The 12,776-nt window shown below is 61.1% G+C and carries 14 protein-coding genes and 1 pseudogene; 9 read left to right on the top strand and 6 right to left on the bottom strand.

All coding sequences use genetic code 11. The annotated features are described in order from the left end of the window. Positions 1-368 (bottom strand): hypothetical protein (locus tag AC3WTM_RS12975; protein ID WP_256586119.1); only part of this gene is annotated, 368 nt, incomplete at its 3' end. Positions 369-811: 443 nt separating this feature from the next. On the opposite strand from AC3WTM_RS12975, the gene AC3WTM_RS12970 reads away from it, so the two are divergent. Then, positions 812-1,534, top strand: coding sequence for a GNAT family N-acetyltransferase (locus AC3WTM_RS12970; RefSeq protein ID WP_102671368.1), 723 nt, complete (start codon positions 812-814; stop codon positions 1,532-1,534). 250 nt (positions 1,535-1,784) lie between these two features. Here AC3WTM_RS12970 and AC3WTM_RS12965 read toward each other — a convergent pair whose 3' ends face one another. Continuing rightward, positions 1,785-2,915, bottom strand: coding sequence for a DmpA family aminopeptidase (locus AC3WTM_RS12965; RefSeq protein WP_102671369.1), 1,131 nt, complete (start codon positions 2,913-2,915; stop codon positions 1,785-1,787). A gap of 68 nt (positions 2,916-2,983) precedes the next feature. After that, on the bottom strand, positions 2,984-4,087 hold the full coding sequence (locus AC3WTM_RS12960; RefSeq protein WP_102671370.1) for an extracellular solute-binding protein: 1,104 nt from the start codon (positions 4,085-4,087) through the stop codon (positions 2,984-2,986). A gap of 110 nt (positions 4,088-4,197) precedes the next feature. Here AC3WTM_RS12960 and AC3WTM_RS12955 point away from each other — a divergent pair, with 110 nt between their 5' ends. Then, positions 4,198-4,971 carry a helix-turn-helix transcriptional regulator gene (locus AC3WTM_RS12955; RefSeq protein ID WP_102671371.1) on the top strand — a complete coding sequence of 258 codons (774 nt, stop codon included), beginning with the start codon at positions 4,198-4,200 and terminating at the stop codon, positions 4,969-4,971. A 107-nt stretch (positions 4,972-5,078) separates the two neighbouring features. On the opposite strand, the gene AC3WTM_RS12950 is transcribed toward AC3WTM_RS12955, so the two are convergent. Then, entirely contained in the window at positions 5,079-6,014 is a 936-nt protein-coding gene (locus AC3WTM_RS12950) for a class I SAM-dependent methyltransferase (RefSeq protein ID WP_102671372.1), read from the bottom strand. A gap of 279 nt (positions 6,015-6,293) precedes the next feature. On the opposite strand from AC3WTM_RS12950, the gene AC3WTM_RS12945 reads away from it, so the two are divergent. The 5 genes from AC3WTM_RS12945 (at position 6,294) to AC3WTM_RS12925 (ending at position 9,302) form a co-directional block, all read left to right on the top strand. After that, positions 6,294-6,911: a cytochrome b/b6 domain-containing protein gene (locus tag AC3WTM_RS12945; protein ID WP_102671373.1), complete on the top strand. Its 618-nt coding sequence runs from the start codon at positions 6,294-6,296 to the stop codon at positions 6,909-6,911. Then, the gene (locus AC3WTM_RS12940; RefSeq protein ID WP_090456473.1) at positions 6,908-7,693 is read left to right on the top strand and encodes a molybdopterin-dependent oxidoreductase; all 786 of its coding nucleotides are present in this window, start codon (positions 6,908-6,910) and stop codon (positions 7,691-7,693) included. Before AC3WTM_RS12945 ends, AC3WTM_RS12940 begins: the two co-directional genes overlap by 4 nt. Positions 7,694-7,746: 53 nt before the next feature. Beyond that, entirely contained in the window at positions 7,747-8,001 is a 255-nt protein-coding gene (locus AC3WTM_RS12935) for a pentapeptide MXKDX repeat protein (RefSeq protein WP_102671374.1), read from the top strand. A 170-nt stretch (positions 8,002-8,171) separates the two neighbouring features. Beyond that, positions 8,172-8,579, top strand: a complete 408-nt coding sequence (locus AC3WTM_RS12930; RefSeq protein ID WP_102671375.1) for a response regulator — start codon at positions 8,172-8,174, stop codon at positions 8,577-8,579. 60 nt (positions 8,580-8,639) lie between these two features. Beyond that, positions 8,640-9,302 carry an HAD-IA family hydrolase gene (locus AC3WTM_RS12925; protein ID WP_102671376.1) on the top strand — a complete coding sequence of 221 codons (663 nt, stop codon included), beginning with the start codon at positions 8,640-8,642 and terminating at the stop codon, positions 9,300-9,302. Positions 9,303-9,406: 104 nt separating this feature from the next. Here the strand turns inward: AC3WTM_RS12925 and AC3WTM_RS12920 are convergent, their stop codons facing one another. Then, positions 9,407-10,066: a methyltransferase family protein gene (locus tag AC3WTM_RS12920; protein WP_102671377.1), complete on the bottom strand. Its 660-nt coding sequence runs from the start codon at positions 10,064-10,066 to the stop codon at positions 9,407-9,409. A 159-nt stretch (positions 10,067-10,225) separates the two neighbouring features. Here AC3WTM_RS12920 and AC3WTM_RS12915 point away from each other — a divergent pair, with 159 nt between their 5' ends. Beyond that, positions 10,226-11,218, top strand: coding sequence for a pyridoxal-phosphate dependent enzyme (locus tag AC3WTM_RS12915; protein ID WP_102671378.1), 993 nt, complete (start codon positions 10,226-10,228; stop codon positions 11,216-11,218). On the opposite strand, the gene AC3WTM_RS12910 is transcribed toward AC3WTM_RS12915, so the two are convergent. Beyond that, entirely contained in the window at positions 11,212-11,532 is a 321-nt protein-coding gene (locus tag AC3WTM_RS12910) for a DUF2388 domain-containing protein (RefSeq protein WP_102671379.1), read from the bottom strand. The two genes, AC3WTM_RS12915 and AC3WTM_RS12910, sit on opposite strands and share 7 nt — an antisense overlap. Before the next feature lie 118 nt (positions 11,533-11,650). Between AC3WTM_RS12910 and AC3WTM_RS12905 the strand changes: the two are divergent. Further along, positions 11,651-12,760: pseudogene (locus AC3WTM_RS12905) on the top strand (NAD(P)/FAD-dependent oxidoreductase). Positions 12,761-12,776: the final 16 nt, after the last annotated feature.

Here is a 12,776-nt window from a genome sequence, read left to right as displayed (position 1 = left end):
GTGGGGATTTTGAAGGATGTCTGCAGGGCTGGCGGCAGCACGTTGTCGGTCGTTGGCGTGGTGCGGGTGCCGTACACACCATTGGGCAGGGCGTAGGCGCCCTGGTTGGTGGGAGGCATGGTCTCTATGGCATCCAGCGCAGCCTTGGGGTCGGCCGGCGGGTTGGTATACGCCGAAGGATCTGTTGGCGGCGGCGGGCTGACATCGTCAAGCGGTGCTGCGTTGACGATGCCGAAGCTGACGTTGATCAGCATCACAGCGACGATGCCCGGTTTGCTGAAAAAGCTGAGCGATTTGAGGTCAGTTTTGTTTTTCATCTTGTTTCCTCGGGGCGCGTCGGTGTGGCTGACGTTCTCAAATCGCTCGATGCAATAGGTGCGCCAATCGCGGGGAAATTTGGGGGAAACAAAAACCTGTTTGATATCAAAAGGCTGGCGGTTTGGGTTTCGGTCCTGATGGCGCAGTAGGTGGGAATCCTCAAAGTTGGGGGCTTTCACCCACCCGTTCTCCCCCGTTCATACCCGATGTCGGTGTGGTGGTAACCGCTTTCGCGAGCAGGCGAGCTCCCACAGCAGATTGAGGTGTGGGCAATACCGCTGTCCCCTGAAGGAGCGGGCCTGATCGCGAAGAGGCAAGTTCATCCAGCACAATGTGTGCCGGACTCACTGTTGTCGGCCTTGAAAACGCAACCAGGCGTCCGCCGGCGATGCGCATGGCTCAAAGAGGGTGTATGTCTGTCCATCACCTTCGGACCGGATGTGCCAGGCGCGCTATGATAGGCGGCCCTTGCCTCCCGGAGCCTGTCACCGCAATGCCCCTGATCAGCCATTTCAAGACCCCGTGCCCCGAGCACATCAATAGCCAGATCCTGCAGATGGTGGTCGACAACCTGACCGACATCAGCATGGTCGCGATCCCGCCCAGCAACCTGCTGTACAACCTCTATCAATACGCGATCGGCTATGAGGTGCACCTGTATCTGGAGGCGCTGAACGGTGAAAAAGGCATTGCCGTGGAGTTGATCGTCGCCACGGACGAAGACGACCCGCAAAAGGTGACGGGCTTTGTGCTGTATCTGCCGGTGCAGGACGACCCCGAGGCCTGCGGCGTGGCGTACATGGCGGTGCAGGCCGAGTATCGGCGCCAGGGCGTGGCCCGGCGGATGCTGCGGGAAATGGTCGGTCGCTACCCCCATGCCGAGCTGACCTGCTCGGTGGCCAAGGTGCCGTATTTCGAGGCGATGGGCTTTGAGGTGGTGGGCGTGCGTGCGACCCAGGTGTTGATGAACACTCGCGACCACGCTACCGCTGGCTTGATGGCGCTGCTGGATGTGGCGTCGATCTACAGCTCGCTGGAAGTGCGGCAGATTCATACCTACCTGCTGCAAAAGCATGGCAAGCGGGCCATGACCGACGCGGAAAAACAGCGCGACCGGCATCTGGACCAGTTGACGCGCAAGGCTCAGGCGTTTGTGCGGGGGCGGTTGGGTGACGATGCCGTGCCGGCCGCTGGCCCTCGGTTGCGCCTGGTCTGATCGCACTCTCCTGAACCCCCACAGATCCCCTGTGGGAGCAAGCTCGCTCCCACAATGAACAGTGTTGGTTTTCAGAGGTAAAAAAAGAGCCTCAAAGCTCTTGATGGGGAGGAAGTGGAGCCGTGAGGCTCAAGATGCGCATGAAACAAGTGGTGAGCTTGGTAGGGGTTCAGTTCACTCACCACTTACGCAGCGGCTTGCGCAAGCAAGCGGCTGCGTAAGTTCATCCTAAAAAGACCGAGTGTTTCACTCAAGTACCGCTAGTCGCATCCCCTGGCCAGCCGGCGCGGCGCAACGCCTTGAGCAAGGTTTCTGCATCCAGCCCCTGCACCCCATGCCCGTTGCCTTCGGCGGTGTCGGCGGCGAGCAGGGCATTGATGATGGCTTCTTCCACGGCTTCGGTGGCGGCCAGAAACAGTTCGCTGATGTGGTCGTTGTTGACCATGCTCAGATTGTGGGTAGTCGGTGCTTTCTTGCTCTCGTAAGCAGCTGGTGGCACGTGATCGTTACCGGTGGCGAAGGCGATGAAGATGTCGCCGCTGTGGTCTTCATTGCCGCCGCCGGTGCGGGCCAGGCCGAGGCTGGCGCGCTGGGCCAGGCGTGTGCACTGGTGCGGCAGCAACGGCGCATCGGTGGCCAGGCAGACCACGATCGAACCCATGCCAGGATGGGGCAGCGAGGCCTTGAGGAACGGCGAGTCGACCTGTTCCATGTAGCGCCCGACCGGATACCCGTCGACGCGCAGTTCATTGCGAATGCCGTGGTTGGCCTGGACAATCGCCCCGACTGTCCAGCCCCCCTGGGCACTGTTCAAGCGGCGCGACGCGGTGCCGATGCCGCCCTTGAACTCGTGGCAGATCATGCCGCTGCCACCGCCGACATTGCCTTCGGCCACCGGACCGCCCGCTGCCGAGCGCACAGCCTGTGCCACATGTTCAGGTTTTACGTGAAAACCGTTGATGTCGTTGAGCAGGCCGTCGAAGGTTTCCAGCACCACTGGCATATTCCAGTAAAGGCGCCCGTCATCCGGCTGCTGCTCGCGGTCGAGCACGATCAGCGCGTCGCGCACCACGCCCAGGCTGTGGGTGTTGGTGAAGGCGATTGGGCTGGTCAGTAAGCCTGCCTCGCGTATCCACTCCAGCCCCGTGGCATCGCCGTTGCCGTTGAGCACATGCACGCCGGCAAAGCAGGGTTGCTGACTGGTGGAGCCGGCGCGCGGTTCGATGACGGTGACGCCAGTGAGGATGTCGCGGCCATTGGCCGTGCGGCCTCGTACGTCGCTGTGGCCGACCCGTACGCCGGGGACGTCGGTGATGGCATTGAGCGGACCGGGTTGCAGTTGGCCGATTGGGATGTTCAGGTCGCGGGAGCGTGGTTTCATGGTTTTCTCATCTTCGATTCGTGGCAGAAAAAATATTCTTTGGACACCACGGACACTGTGGTGTCCGGTCATTGACCGTTTTTGACCTTGCTCCAGATCCGCGTGCGCACGCGCTCGGTAGCGGGTGGCAGTGGCTGGAGGGTGAACAAAGTGGCCATGGCTTTGGCGGACGGATAGACGGCCGGGTTGCTGCGGGTCGCTTCGGCCACCAGAGTGGTGGCGCTGCGGTTGCCGTTGGGGTAGTTGAGGTGGTCACTGACCGGGGCGATGACTTCGGCGCGCATCAGGTAGTCGATGAAGGCCATGCCTTGTTCCGGGTGCGGAGCATCCTTGAGCAGCACTAGCGTATCGAACCACACCGGCGCGCCTTCCTTCGGCAAGCTGTAGGCGATCTTCACGCCATTGCCGGCCTGCTCGGCGGTGGATTTGGCTTCGAGCATAGCGCCGGACCAGCCCACCGCCACGCAGATGTTGCCGTTGGACAGGTCGCTGATGAACTTCGACGAGTTGAAGTAGGCGATGTGCGGACGCAGTTTCAGCAGCAGCGCTTCGGCCTTTTTGTAGTCCTCAGGGTTGGTGCTGTTGGGCGGCAGGCCGAGGTAGTGCAGGGCAACCGGCAGCATCTCCGACGGCGAGTCGAGCATGGCCACGCCGCATTCGCCGAGTTTCGCCAGGTTCTCTTCCTTGAACACCAGATCCCAGGAATCCACCGGCGCCTTGTCACCCAGCAGCGCGCGCACTTTATCGATGTTGTAGCCGATACCGTTGGTGCCCCACAGGTAGGGTACGGCGTACTGGTTGCCCGGATCGCTGTTGGCCAGTTTGGCCAGCAGTTCGGTGTCCATGTTCTTGAAGTCCGGCATCTGCGCACGGGGCAGGGGGGCGAGGGCGCCGGCCTTGATCAGCGTGGGCAAACTGAAGTTGCTGGCCACCACCACGTCGTAGCCGCTGCGGCTGGTGAGCAACTTGCCTTCGAGCACTTCGGCGCTGTCGAAGGTGTCGTAGACCGGTGCAATTCCGGTATCACGCTTGAAGTCCTGCAGGGTGGTGGGACCGATGTAGTCGTACCAGTTGTACACGTGCACCGTCGGGGCTTCGACCGCAAAAGCCGACAGCGAAACCGCCAGACAGGCACCCAACCCCAGATTGAAATACAAGCGGTGACGACTCATGATGCGGCACTCCTGGCCTATTGCGGCCGGTGGTAATCAGGAGTTTGCAGCGTATCGACCTGGGTGGCCTTCACCCATTCCCATCATGGGTTACTCAAAAGGGGTAGTGCGTGGACGCGTTGTTGAAAGAGTTGCCGGTGCATCAGGGGCTGGCGCGGGTCTTTACGGCGGTGGGGCAGGACAGTTTCTGGCGTGCGCTGGTCGATACCCTGCGTTTGCTGGTGCCGCTGGATAACGCGCTGGTGGCGCTGATGCGCCCGGGGCATGTGCCGCGCCTGCTGATTGACTTCGATGCCAAGGGCAACAGTGATGAGCAGGAAGAGCTGGCGGATTACCGCGCCGGCATGTACCTGCTTGATCCGTTCTATCAAGCTGCTTGCGCCGGCATCGCCGACGGTTTGCACAGCCTTGATTCGGTGGCCCCCGACCAGTTTCAGCACAGTGAGTACTACCTGAGTTACTTCAGCACCGTGGTCGGTGGGGATGAATTGCAGTTCATGGTTAACGTTGATGGCGCCGTGCTCGGCCTGTCCCTGGGGCGTTCGACACGCTTCAGCCTAGAGGAGCAGGGCCGTCTGCTGTGCGTGCGCGACTGGGTGCTGGCGGCGATGCGCCGACACCTGGATTTGCTGCCATTGGAGGGGCCGGTCGCCGAACCACCGGCCGGTGATCTGGCGACCTTGCTTGATCGCTTCGACGCACGCCTGACACTGCGGGAAATCGAAACCGCGCGCCTGATTCTCCAGGGGTTCTCCAGCAAAGCCATCGCCCAGCAAATGGGCATCTCCCCGGAGACGGTGAAAGTGCATCGACGCAACCTCTATCACAAGCTCAACGTGAACGGGCATGGCGAGTTGTTTGCACTGGTGCTGCAGCCACGATAAGTCCGTTGACCCTGGTGACCATACCGACGTCTTCGCTCCAAGAGGTGTCGTGAGCGCCGCCAATCCAGTGTGGGAGCGAGCCTGATCGCGAAGGGCATGACTCGGTGTTACTGCCGAAACACCAACGCCTTCAACCCACACTCGAGATCGGTATCCGGAAACTCCGGCGGATTCTCCAGCCGTTGTTCGAACCGCAGGCTTGGCGCCTCGTGTGTCACGCCATCGATCAGGAAATCAGCTCCGAAGGCCGGGTCGTTCATGCATGCCAGCACGGTACCCTGGGGGCTGAGCAATTCCGGCAACCGGCGCAGCACGCGCTGGTAGTCCTTGGTCAGCAGGAAGCTGCCTTTCTGGAACGACGGCGGGTCGATGATCACCAGGTCATAAGGCCCCTTGCCGATAACCTTGCCCCAGGACTTGAACAGGTCGTGGCCGAGGAAACTGACCTTGCTCATGTCGTGGCCGTTGAGCCGGTGGTTGTCACGGCCACGGTTCAAGGCCGGGCTCGACATGTCGAGGTTGACCACGTGGTTCGCGCCGCCTTCGATGGCCGCCACCGAAAATCCGCAGGTGTAGGCGAACAGATTCAATACCCGCTTGCCTTCGGCGTTGGCCCGTACCCAGTCGCGACCGTAGCGCATGTCGAGGAACAGCCCGGTGTTCTGTTTGCGGCCCAGATCCACCCGGTATTTCAGGCCACCTTCGGTGATTGTCAGTTCGTCGATCTCTTCCCCAAGCAGCCACTCGGTGGTGCTTTGCAGCAGGTAGCGGTGTTGCAGCAACAGCGTATGGGCGCCGGACCGGGCCCACTGCTCAGACTGGGTGATCGCCATCAGCAGCAGCTTCAGGTCTTCCAGCTGCGCCGCTTCCGGCTCCTTGAACAACGCCACCAGCACCACGCCCTGCAACCAGTCCACGGTCACTTGCTCCAGCCCCGGCCAGCAGCGGCCACGGCCGTGGAACAGACGGCGGGTTTCGGCGGGGGGTGTTGCCAGTGCCGTCAGCAAGTGGTCGTGAAGGGTGGAGAGGGCGTCTGCGTTCATTGGTCTGGGTCGGCAATTTGCGGGGGCGGCATTTAACCATAATTGCACAACCGACGGACCACCACAGAACACTGTAGGAGCGAGCTTGCTCGCGATGGACGTCAACGAAATCGCGCCCATTCTGAATAAACGCAGTGTCATTGAATGCATCGCGAGCAAGCTCGCTCCTACAAGTGTCCGGCGGTAGTAGTTATCACGTTTAATTTAACTTTACGTGAGGATTTGGCGATCTTCCGGCTCCCATACTCGGCTCCAACGAACAACAAACGGGAGCCGGACATGTCGCAGACAACTGCTTCACCCAAGGCCAGCCATCCACGCTGGCTGCGGCTGACCCATTGGTTAAACGCCCTGGCGGTGCTGGTGATGGTCACCAGCGGTTGGCGCATCTATAACGCCTCGCCGATCTACGATTTCAGCTTTCCCAATTCGATCACCCTCGGCGGCTGGCTGGCAGGCGCGCTGCAATGGCACTTCGCGGCGATGTGGTTCCTGGCGATCAACGGTCTGATTTACCTGGCCTTCAACCTGTTCAGCGGGCGCCTGAAGCGGCGTTTCTTCCCGGTGTCGCCCAAAGGCGTGTTGCACGACCTGTGGGCTGCCTTGCGGGGAAAACTCGGGCACGCCGACCTCAATCATTACAACCAGGTGCAGCGTTTTGCATACCTGTTCGTGATGGTCGACATCCTCCTGTTGGTGCTCTCCGGGCTGGTGTTGTGGAAGTCGGTGCAGTTTCCGCTGCTGCGTGAGTTGCTGTTCGGCTACGAAGGTGCGCGTCGTGTGCACTTCTTCGCCATGGCCCTGTTGGTGGGGTTCGTGGCGGTGCATCTGGTGATGGTCGCAGTGGTTCCAAAAACGCTGTGGGCCATGATCGTCGGCCACAAGGAGCAGGTATGAAAAAGCGCATTCAGGTAGCCGGGCTGGACGAGGATTCGATCCTCACCGACGCCCGCAAGATCCTCGCCCCGCAGATCGAGGACCGCTCCCGCCGCTCGTTCCTGTTGCGCGGCCTGACCCTTGGCGGCGTGGCGATGCTGTCCGGCTGCAACATCACTGACAACGACAGTGTTGAGACTGCGCTGTCGTCCATGTCGCGCTTTAACGACCGGGTGCAAGGCTGGCTGTTCAACCCCAACGCGATGGCGCCGACCTATCCCGAATCGATGATCACCCGGCCGTTTCCCTTCAATGCCTTCTACGGCATCGACGAAGCGCCGACGGTAGAGGAGGAGGGCTATCGCCTGGAAGTCACCGGCCTGGTCGCCGACAAGCGCAGCTGGCGCCTTGAAGAGCTAAGGGCCATGGCCCAGACCGAGCAGATCACCCGGCACATTTGCGTCGAAGGCTGGAGCGCGATCGGGCGTTGGGGCGGCGTACGCTTCAGCGATTTCCTCAAGCGCATCGGCGCCGACACCGATGCCAAATACGTCGGTTTCAAATGCGCCGACGACTACTACACCAGCATCGACATGGCCACCGCGCTGCATGCTCAAACCCTGTTGGCACTGACCTGGGACGGCGCGGTACTGCCGCGCGAATACGGCTTCCCGATGAAGCTGCGCATGCCCACCAAGCTTGGTTACAAGAACCCCAAACACATTCAGGCGATTTTTGTCAGCAACACCTACAGCGGCGGTTACTGGGAAGACCAGGGCTACAACTGGTTCGGTGGCAGCTGATGAACGTCCGAAACATTCACCGTCCGCAACCCCGTGCTCCAAGGAGAACCATCATGAAAAAGTTGACCACTGTTGTTCTGTCCATGTGCCTGGCCGTTGGTGCTGCCTCCGTATTCGCCGCGACGGCTGTTGATAACGGCAGCATGAGCAAGGACTCGATGTCCAAAGACGGCATGTCCAAGGATGCGATGAAGAAGACCGATTCGATGTCCAAGGACGCCATGTCCAAGGATGCAATGTCCAAGGACGCGATGAAGAAAGATGCCATGTCCAAGGACAGCATGAGCAAAGACGCCATGTCGCAATAATCAAAGGCAACACAAACCCTATGGGAGCAAGCAAGCGCGCTCCCATAGGGTTTTCCTATTGTTGATCTGCTGTATCAAAATTGAATTTCCACCGATTCAGCTGCTCATACCTTTTAGGTGGCGGATCAGACCCCGCGATATCATCGAGACAATCAGGGAGCGGCACGGTCATGAGTCGAGTACCGACAGCGGGTGGGGATCTTCCTGGCGGGTTGATTCTGGTGGTTGAGGACGACCCGCTGATCCTGGAGTTTCTCTGTGAAATTCTTCAGGAGGAAGGTTTTGTCGTCGAGCCGAAAATCAGCGCGGACGCGGCAGTGATTTATCTGGAGCAGCATGCGCCACAGGTGGGCATGCTGCTGACAGACATCACCATGCCCGGCACGCTCAACGGCGCGGACCTGGCCAACCAGTTCGGCGATCGCTGGCCGGACAAGCCGATCATGATCATGTCCGGTTTCGAAACCCCTGAAAGCTCAGGCGTGCGGCACGCGGTCTCTTTCATCAAGAAACCCTGGATGATTGGCGGGCTGCTCGATTGCGTGGACCAGACCTTCAAGTCCAAACGACTCAACTGACCTGCGCGCAGATGCTACATTGCCGGGCAAATCCGTCCGGCACCTACGAGGTTCTTTTCCTTGTCCGATAACTCTGTATTCAACTCAACTTACCGTGCCTTTCTGCTCGATATGGACGGCACCGTTCTGACGTCCATTGCCGCCGCCGAGCGGGTCTGGACCACCTGGGCGATACGCCATGGTGTCGATGTCGACAGCTTCCTGCCGACCATCCACGGTGCCCGCGCCATCGACACCATCAGGCGCCTGGACTTGCCCGGGGTGGATGCCGAGGTCGAAGCCGCGTGGATTACCGAAGCGGAAATCGTCGACGTCGACGGGGTATTGGAAGTGGCTGGCGCGGCAAAATTCTTGCGGTCCTTGCCAGCCGGCCAATGGGCCATCGTCACTTCCGCCCCGCGGGAACTGGCGTTGCGGCGCATGGCGGCGGCAGGGATACCGGAGCCTGACGTCATGATTACGGCCGAGGACGTCACGGCCGGTAAACCCGATCCGGCGGGGTACACACTCGCGGCCCGGCGCTTGGGCGTCGAGCCTGGGCAGTGCCTGATTTTTGAAGATGCCACGGTGGGGATTCTGGCCGCCGAGGCGGCGGGGGCGGACTTGATGATTGTCACGGCGACCCATGAGCAGCCGATCGAGACGTTGCATGCGACGTTGGCAAGTTATGAATCGGTGCGGGTTCTGGTGGATGCCGCAGGTCTGCGCCTGCACGCCGTCTAATGTGGGAGCGAGCTTGCTCGCGATAGCAATTTTCCAGTCAAATCAATAGCAAACAGGTAGACGCTATCGCGAGCAAGCTCGCTCCCACAGGGGCCTGCGTTTCTTCAGTAAAGCCCAGGGATCAACCGCCAGGAGCGGGCGCAATAGGCCTCGTATTCGCTGCCGAACTGCGCCCTCAGCAAGGCCTCTTCCGAGTGAATGCGTGCAATCAGCGGGATCAGCGTCAGCGCCACCAATATCAATCCGACACCAGAACGAAAGGCCAGCGCCCAACCGATGCCGATGACCATCATCCCCAGATAACTGGGGTTGCGCAGGTTGCGGTAGATCCCCTCGGTGACCAGTCGATGCCCCGGCTGAATGGCCACCAGCCCACTGAAGCGCTTGCCCAGCACAAACACCGGCCACAACCGCAGCGCGCCGCCGGCGATGAACAACAGCGCCCCAAGCCAGCGCACGCCTTCACCACCAAAGGTCCAGAAATCGATGCGGTCGGTATAGGCCGGCAGATAGCCGCTCAGCAACCCGATCACCCCGAAGGCCGGAATGACCCAGCGGTTGGCCCGGTCTTCGCGTTCCCCCGAACTCAGGTTGACCTCGGTGAACAGCGACGCGACAGCCATGATCAGGGTGGCCAGGGCAACGACAACCAGTGAACCGTGACTGAAATAGGCTGCGAAACCACCCAGTCCCCAGATCGCCAAGGCGAGGTAGGCGAGGGTGCTGATGACGGCGAAAAACGCCAATTTTGCCGAGATCTTCATGGTGCCTCCACGAATTAGCTTACCTCTAAGTGTAGGAGCCTGCGCCAGACCGCTGAGACGGTCACCCCGGACCGGGTGAACTAAACTTGCATGAGAGAACCGTTCACCGCTGGCTCGTTGACCTGTTCCGCGAGCCGGTGGCGTGTAACAGGAACCGATATGCTTCACATCCGAACGCCTTTGATCCTGCACCCTGGCCTGTCTACCCCGACCCGCCGTATCTGGCTGAAACTGGAAAACCTGCAACCTGGCGGCTCGTTCAAAATACGCGGCATTGGCTTGCTGTGCAGCCGGGCGGCGCAGCAGGGCAAGCGCAAGGTGGTCTGTCCCTCCGGTGGTAACGCGGGACTGGCCACGGCCATGGCCGCTGCATGCCTGGGGCTCAAGGCATGCATCGTGGTACCGCACACTACCCCGCAAAGCACCCGGGCGCGGATCAGCAATACCGGCGCCGAGGTGATCGTCCACGGCAAGTTCTGGGACGAAGCCAATCAACGGGCCCGGGAACTCGCCCAGGACCCGCGCAGTGAATTTGTGCCGGCCTTCGACCACCCGGTGTTGTGGGAAGGGCACAGCACCATGGTCGATGAAATCCTCGAAGACTGCCCGCCAGTGGATGTGCTGGTGACATCGGTGGGCGGCGGTGGCTTGCTGGCGGGGCTGCTCACTGGCCTGATACGTCATCGGCACACCGATTGCCGCATCGTTGCCTGCGAAACCGAAGGCGCGGCATCATTCGCCGCGGCGGTGGCGGCCGGGCACCCGGTAAAACTGCCGAAAATCGATACGGTCGCCACGTCCCTGGGCGCCGCACAAGTGGCCGCCTGGCCGGTCAAGCACATCGGCGAATTCCCCCATGAGTGCGTGGTGCTCAGTGATGATGAGGCGATCATGGGCGTGGTGCGTTACGCCAATGATTTGCGTCAGCTGGTCGAACCTGCGTGCGGGGTTTCATTGGCGATTGCCTACCTGGATCACCCGGCGATTGCCGACGCCAATGACGTGGTGATCGTGGTGTGCGGCGGGGTGAGTATCAACGCGCAAATCGTGGCCGGGTGGGCACGTTTGTCCACTGGCAAGCACGCCAGGCAGGGCTGGAAACGCTATCCTGGTGTCACAAGCCCCACCGCTGGCGATGACGATCTTCAGTGATCGGTGGTAACGCCTTCCTGGACGAGAATGGCGCGGGCCAGGTCTTCGTCGCTTGCAGTGTTGAGGGCGGGATTGTCCTGGCGGACCTTTTTCAACAGCGCCTCCAGGTAAGCACCACGAATCGCACCGCCGCTGGCGACGAAGCTGGAAGCGTCATCCCGGGCGGGAATCATGAGTTTGTCGTCTTTGAACGTCGAGTACAGCGAGGCGGATACCCCGGCTGAAGTGGCGACGTCACTCGCATCCACATCGGCCAGAGCCGAGCCAAAGGGTAAACAAAGTACCAAGGAAGAAATGATAAATAGGCGGCGCATGACGGTGTCCTCCGACAGCATGAAGCATAAGGGAAGTACCACATAATTTAGGATGCGTGACGGTCGCCGAGAGTTCCCTGGCATTAGCGAGGAACGGGGCGAGGGGGAGGCAAGGTCGTTGAACGTCGATATTCAAAGCGTGGTGATCGGGGCCGGCGTGGTCGGGCTGGCGGTGGCCAGGGCCCTGGCCAGGAACGGACGGGAAGTGCTGGTGGTCGAGGCGAGTGAGGGTATCGGCAGGGGCATCAGTTCGCGTAATTCAGAAGTGATTCACGCTGGCATCTATTATCCGGACGGTAGCCTCAAGGCGCGGCTGTGCGTGGAGGGTAAGCAGCGTCTCTACGCCTATTGCGATGAACACGGTGTCGATTACCGGCGCGTGGGCAAGCTGATAGTGGCCACCGACGAGCAGCAGCACGCGGCTTTGCAGCGCCTGTTGCGGCAGGGGCGTGCCAATGGTGTCGATGACCTGCAATGGCTGGATGGCCCGCAGGCCCGGGAGCTTGAACCCGCGCTGTCCTGCGTCGCGGCGCTGTGGTCACCGTCTACCGGCATTGTCGACTCCCACGGGCTGATGCTGGCGCTCTAGGGCGATGCCCAGCGGTTCGGCGCCACGCTGGCCTTGCACACGCCGCTGCTGTCGGCCCGTTGCATCGAACAGGGTTTCGAGCTGCACATGGGCGGCAGTCAACCCATGACGCTGTGCTGTCGGGAACTGATCAACTGCGCGGGGCTGTCCGCTCCCGAGGTGGCGCGCGCTATCGTCGGTCTGCCTGGGACATTTATTCCCCAGGCGTATTTGTGCAAGGGCAGTTATTTCAGTTTCAGCGGCCTGGCGCCGTTTCGCCACCTGGTGTATCCGGCCCCGGAGAGCGCGGGACTGGGTGTGCACATGACCCTGGACCTGGGCGGGCAGGCGCGCTTCGGGCCGGATGTTGAATGGGTCGAGCACATTGATTACCGCGTCGAGCCCAATCGGTCCGAGGGGTTTTATCAGGCGATCCGCCGCTATTGGCCGGGGTTGCCGGACAATAGCCTGCAACCGACCTACAGCGGCATTCGCCCGAAAATCAGCGGGCCGACAGAGCCGACCGCTGACTTTCTCATCAGCGCTCGCGCCGAACATGGCGTGCCGGGGCTGGTGAATCTGTTCGGCATCGAGTCACCGGGGCTGACCAGTTGCCTGGCGCTCGCCGAGTTGGTGGTAAAACATCTGGACGACCGATGATCAGGGCTGACGCTGC

Source organism: Pseudomonas sp. EU05-FHT14B02 (assembly GCF_058791055.1).
The sequence above is the reverse complement of the archived record's forward strand: the minus strand, read 5'-3'. Positions and strand labels throughout refer to the sequence as shown.

What these genes read in the sequence shown, in the direction of transcription:
- AC3WTM_RS12970 (WP_102671368.1), top strand. Translation starts at nt 812, where the DNA reads ATGCCCCTGATCAGCCATTTCAAGACCCCGTGCCCCGAGCACATCAAT.
- AC3WTM_RS12965 (WP_102671369.1), bottom strand. Translation starts at nt 2,915, where the DNA reads ATGAAACCACGCTCCCGCGACCTGAACATCCCAATCGGCCAACTGCAA.
- AC3WTM_RS12960 (WP_102671370.1), bottom strand. Translation starts at nt 4,087, where the DNA reads ATGAGTCGTCACCGCTTGTATTTCAATCTGGGGTTGGGTGCCTGTCTG.
- AC3WTM_RS12950 (WP_102671372.1), bottom strand. Translation starts at nt 6,014, where the DNA reads ATGAACGCAGACGCCCTCTCCACCCTTCACGACCACTTGCTGACGGCA.
- AC3WTM_RS12945 (WP_102671373.1), top strand. Translation starts at nt 6,294, where the DNA reads ATGTCGCAGACAACTGCTTCACCCAAGGCCAGCCATCCACGCTGGCTG.
- AC3WTM_RS12940 (WP_090456473.1), top strand. Translation starts at nt 6,908, where the DNA reads ATGAAAAAGCGCATTCAGGTAGCCGGGCTGGACGAGGATTCGATCCTC.
- AC3WTM_RS12935 (WP_102671374.1), top strand. Translation starts at nt 7,747, where the DNA reads ATGAAAAAGTTGACCACTGTTGTTCTGTCCATGTGCCTGGCCGTTGGT.
- AC3WTM_RS12930 (WP_102671375.1), top strand. Translation starts at nt 8,172, where the DNA reads ATGAGTCGAGTACCGACAGCGGGTGGGGATCTTCCTGGCGGGTTGATT.
- AC3WTM_RS12920 (WP_102671377.1), bottom strand. Translation starts at nt 10,066, where the DNA reads ATGAAGATCTCGGCAAAATTGGCGTTTTTCGCCGTCATCAGCACCCTC.
- AC3WTM_RS12915 (WP_102671378.1), top strand. Translation starts at nt 10,226, where the DNA reads ATGCTTCACATCCGAACGCCTTTGATCCTGCACCCTGGCCTGTCTACC.
- AC3WTM_RS12910 (WP_102671379.1), bottom strand. Translation starts at nt 11,532, where the DNA reads ATGCGCCGCCTATTTATCATTTCTTCCTTGGTACTTTGTTTACCCTTT.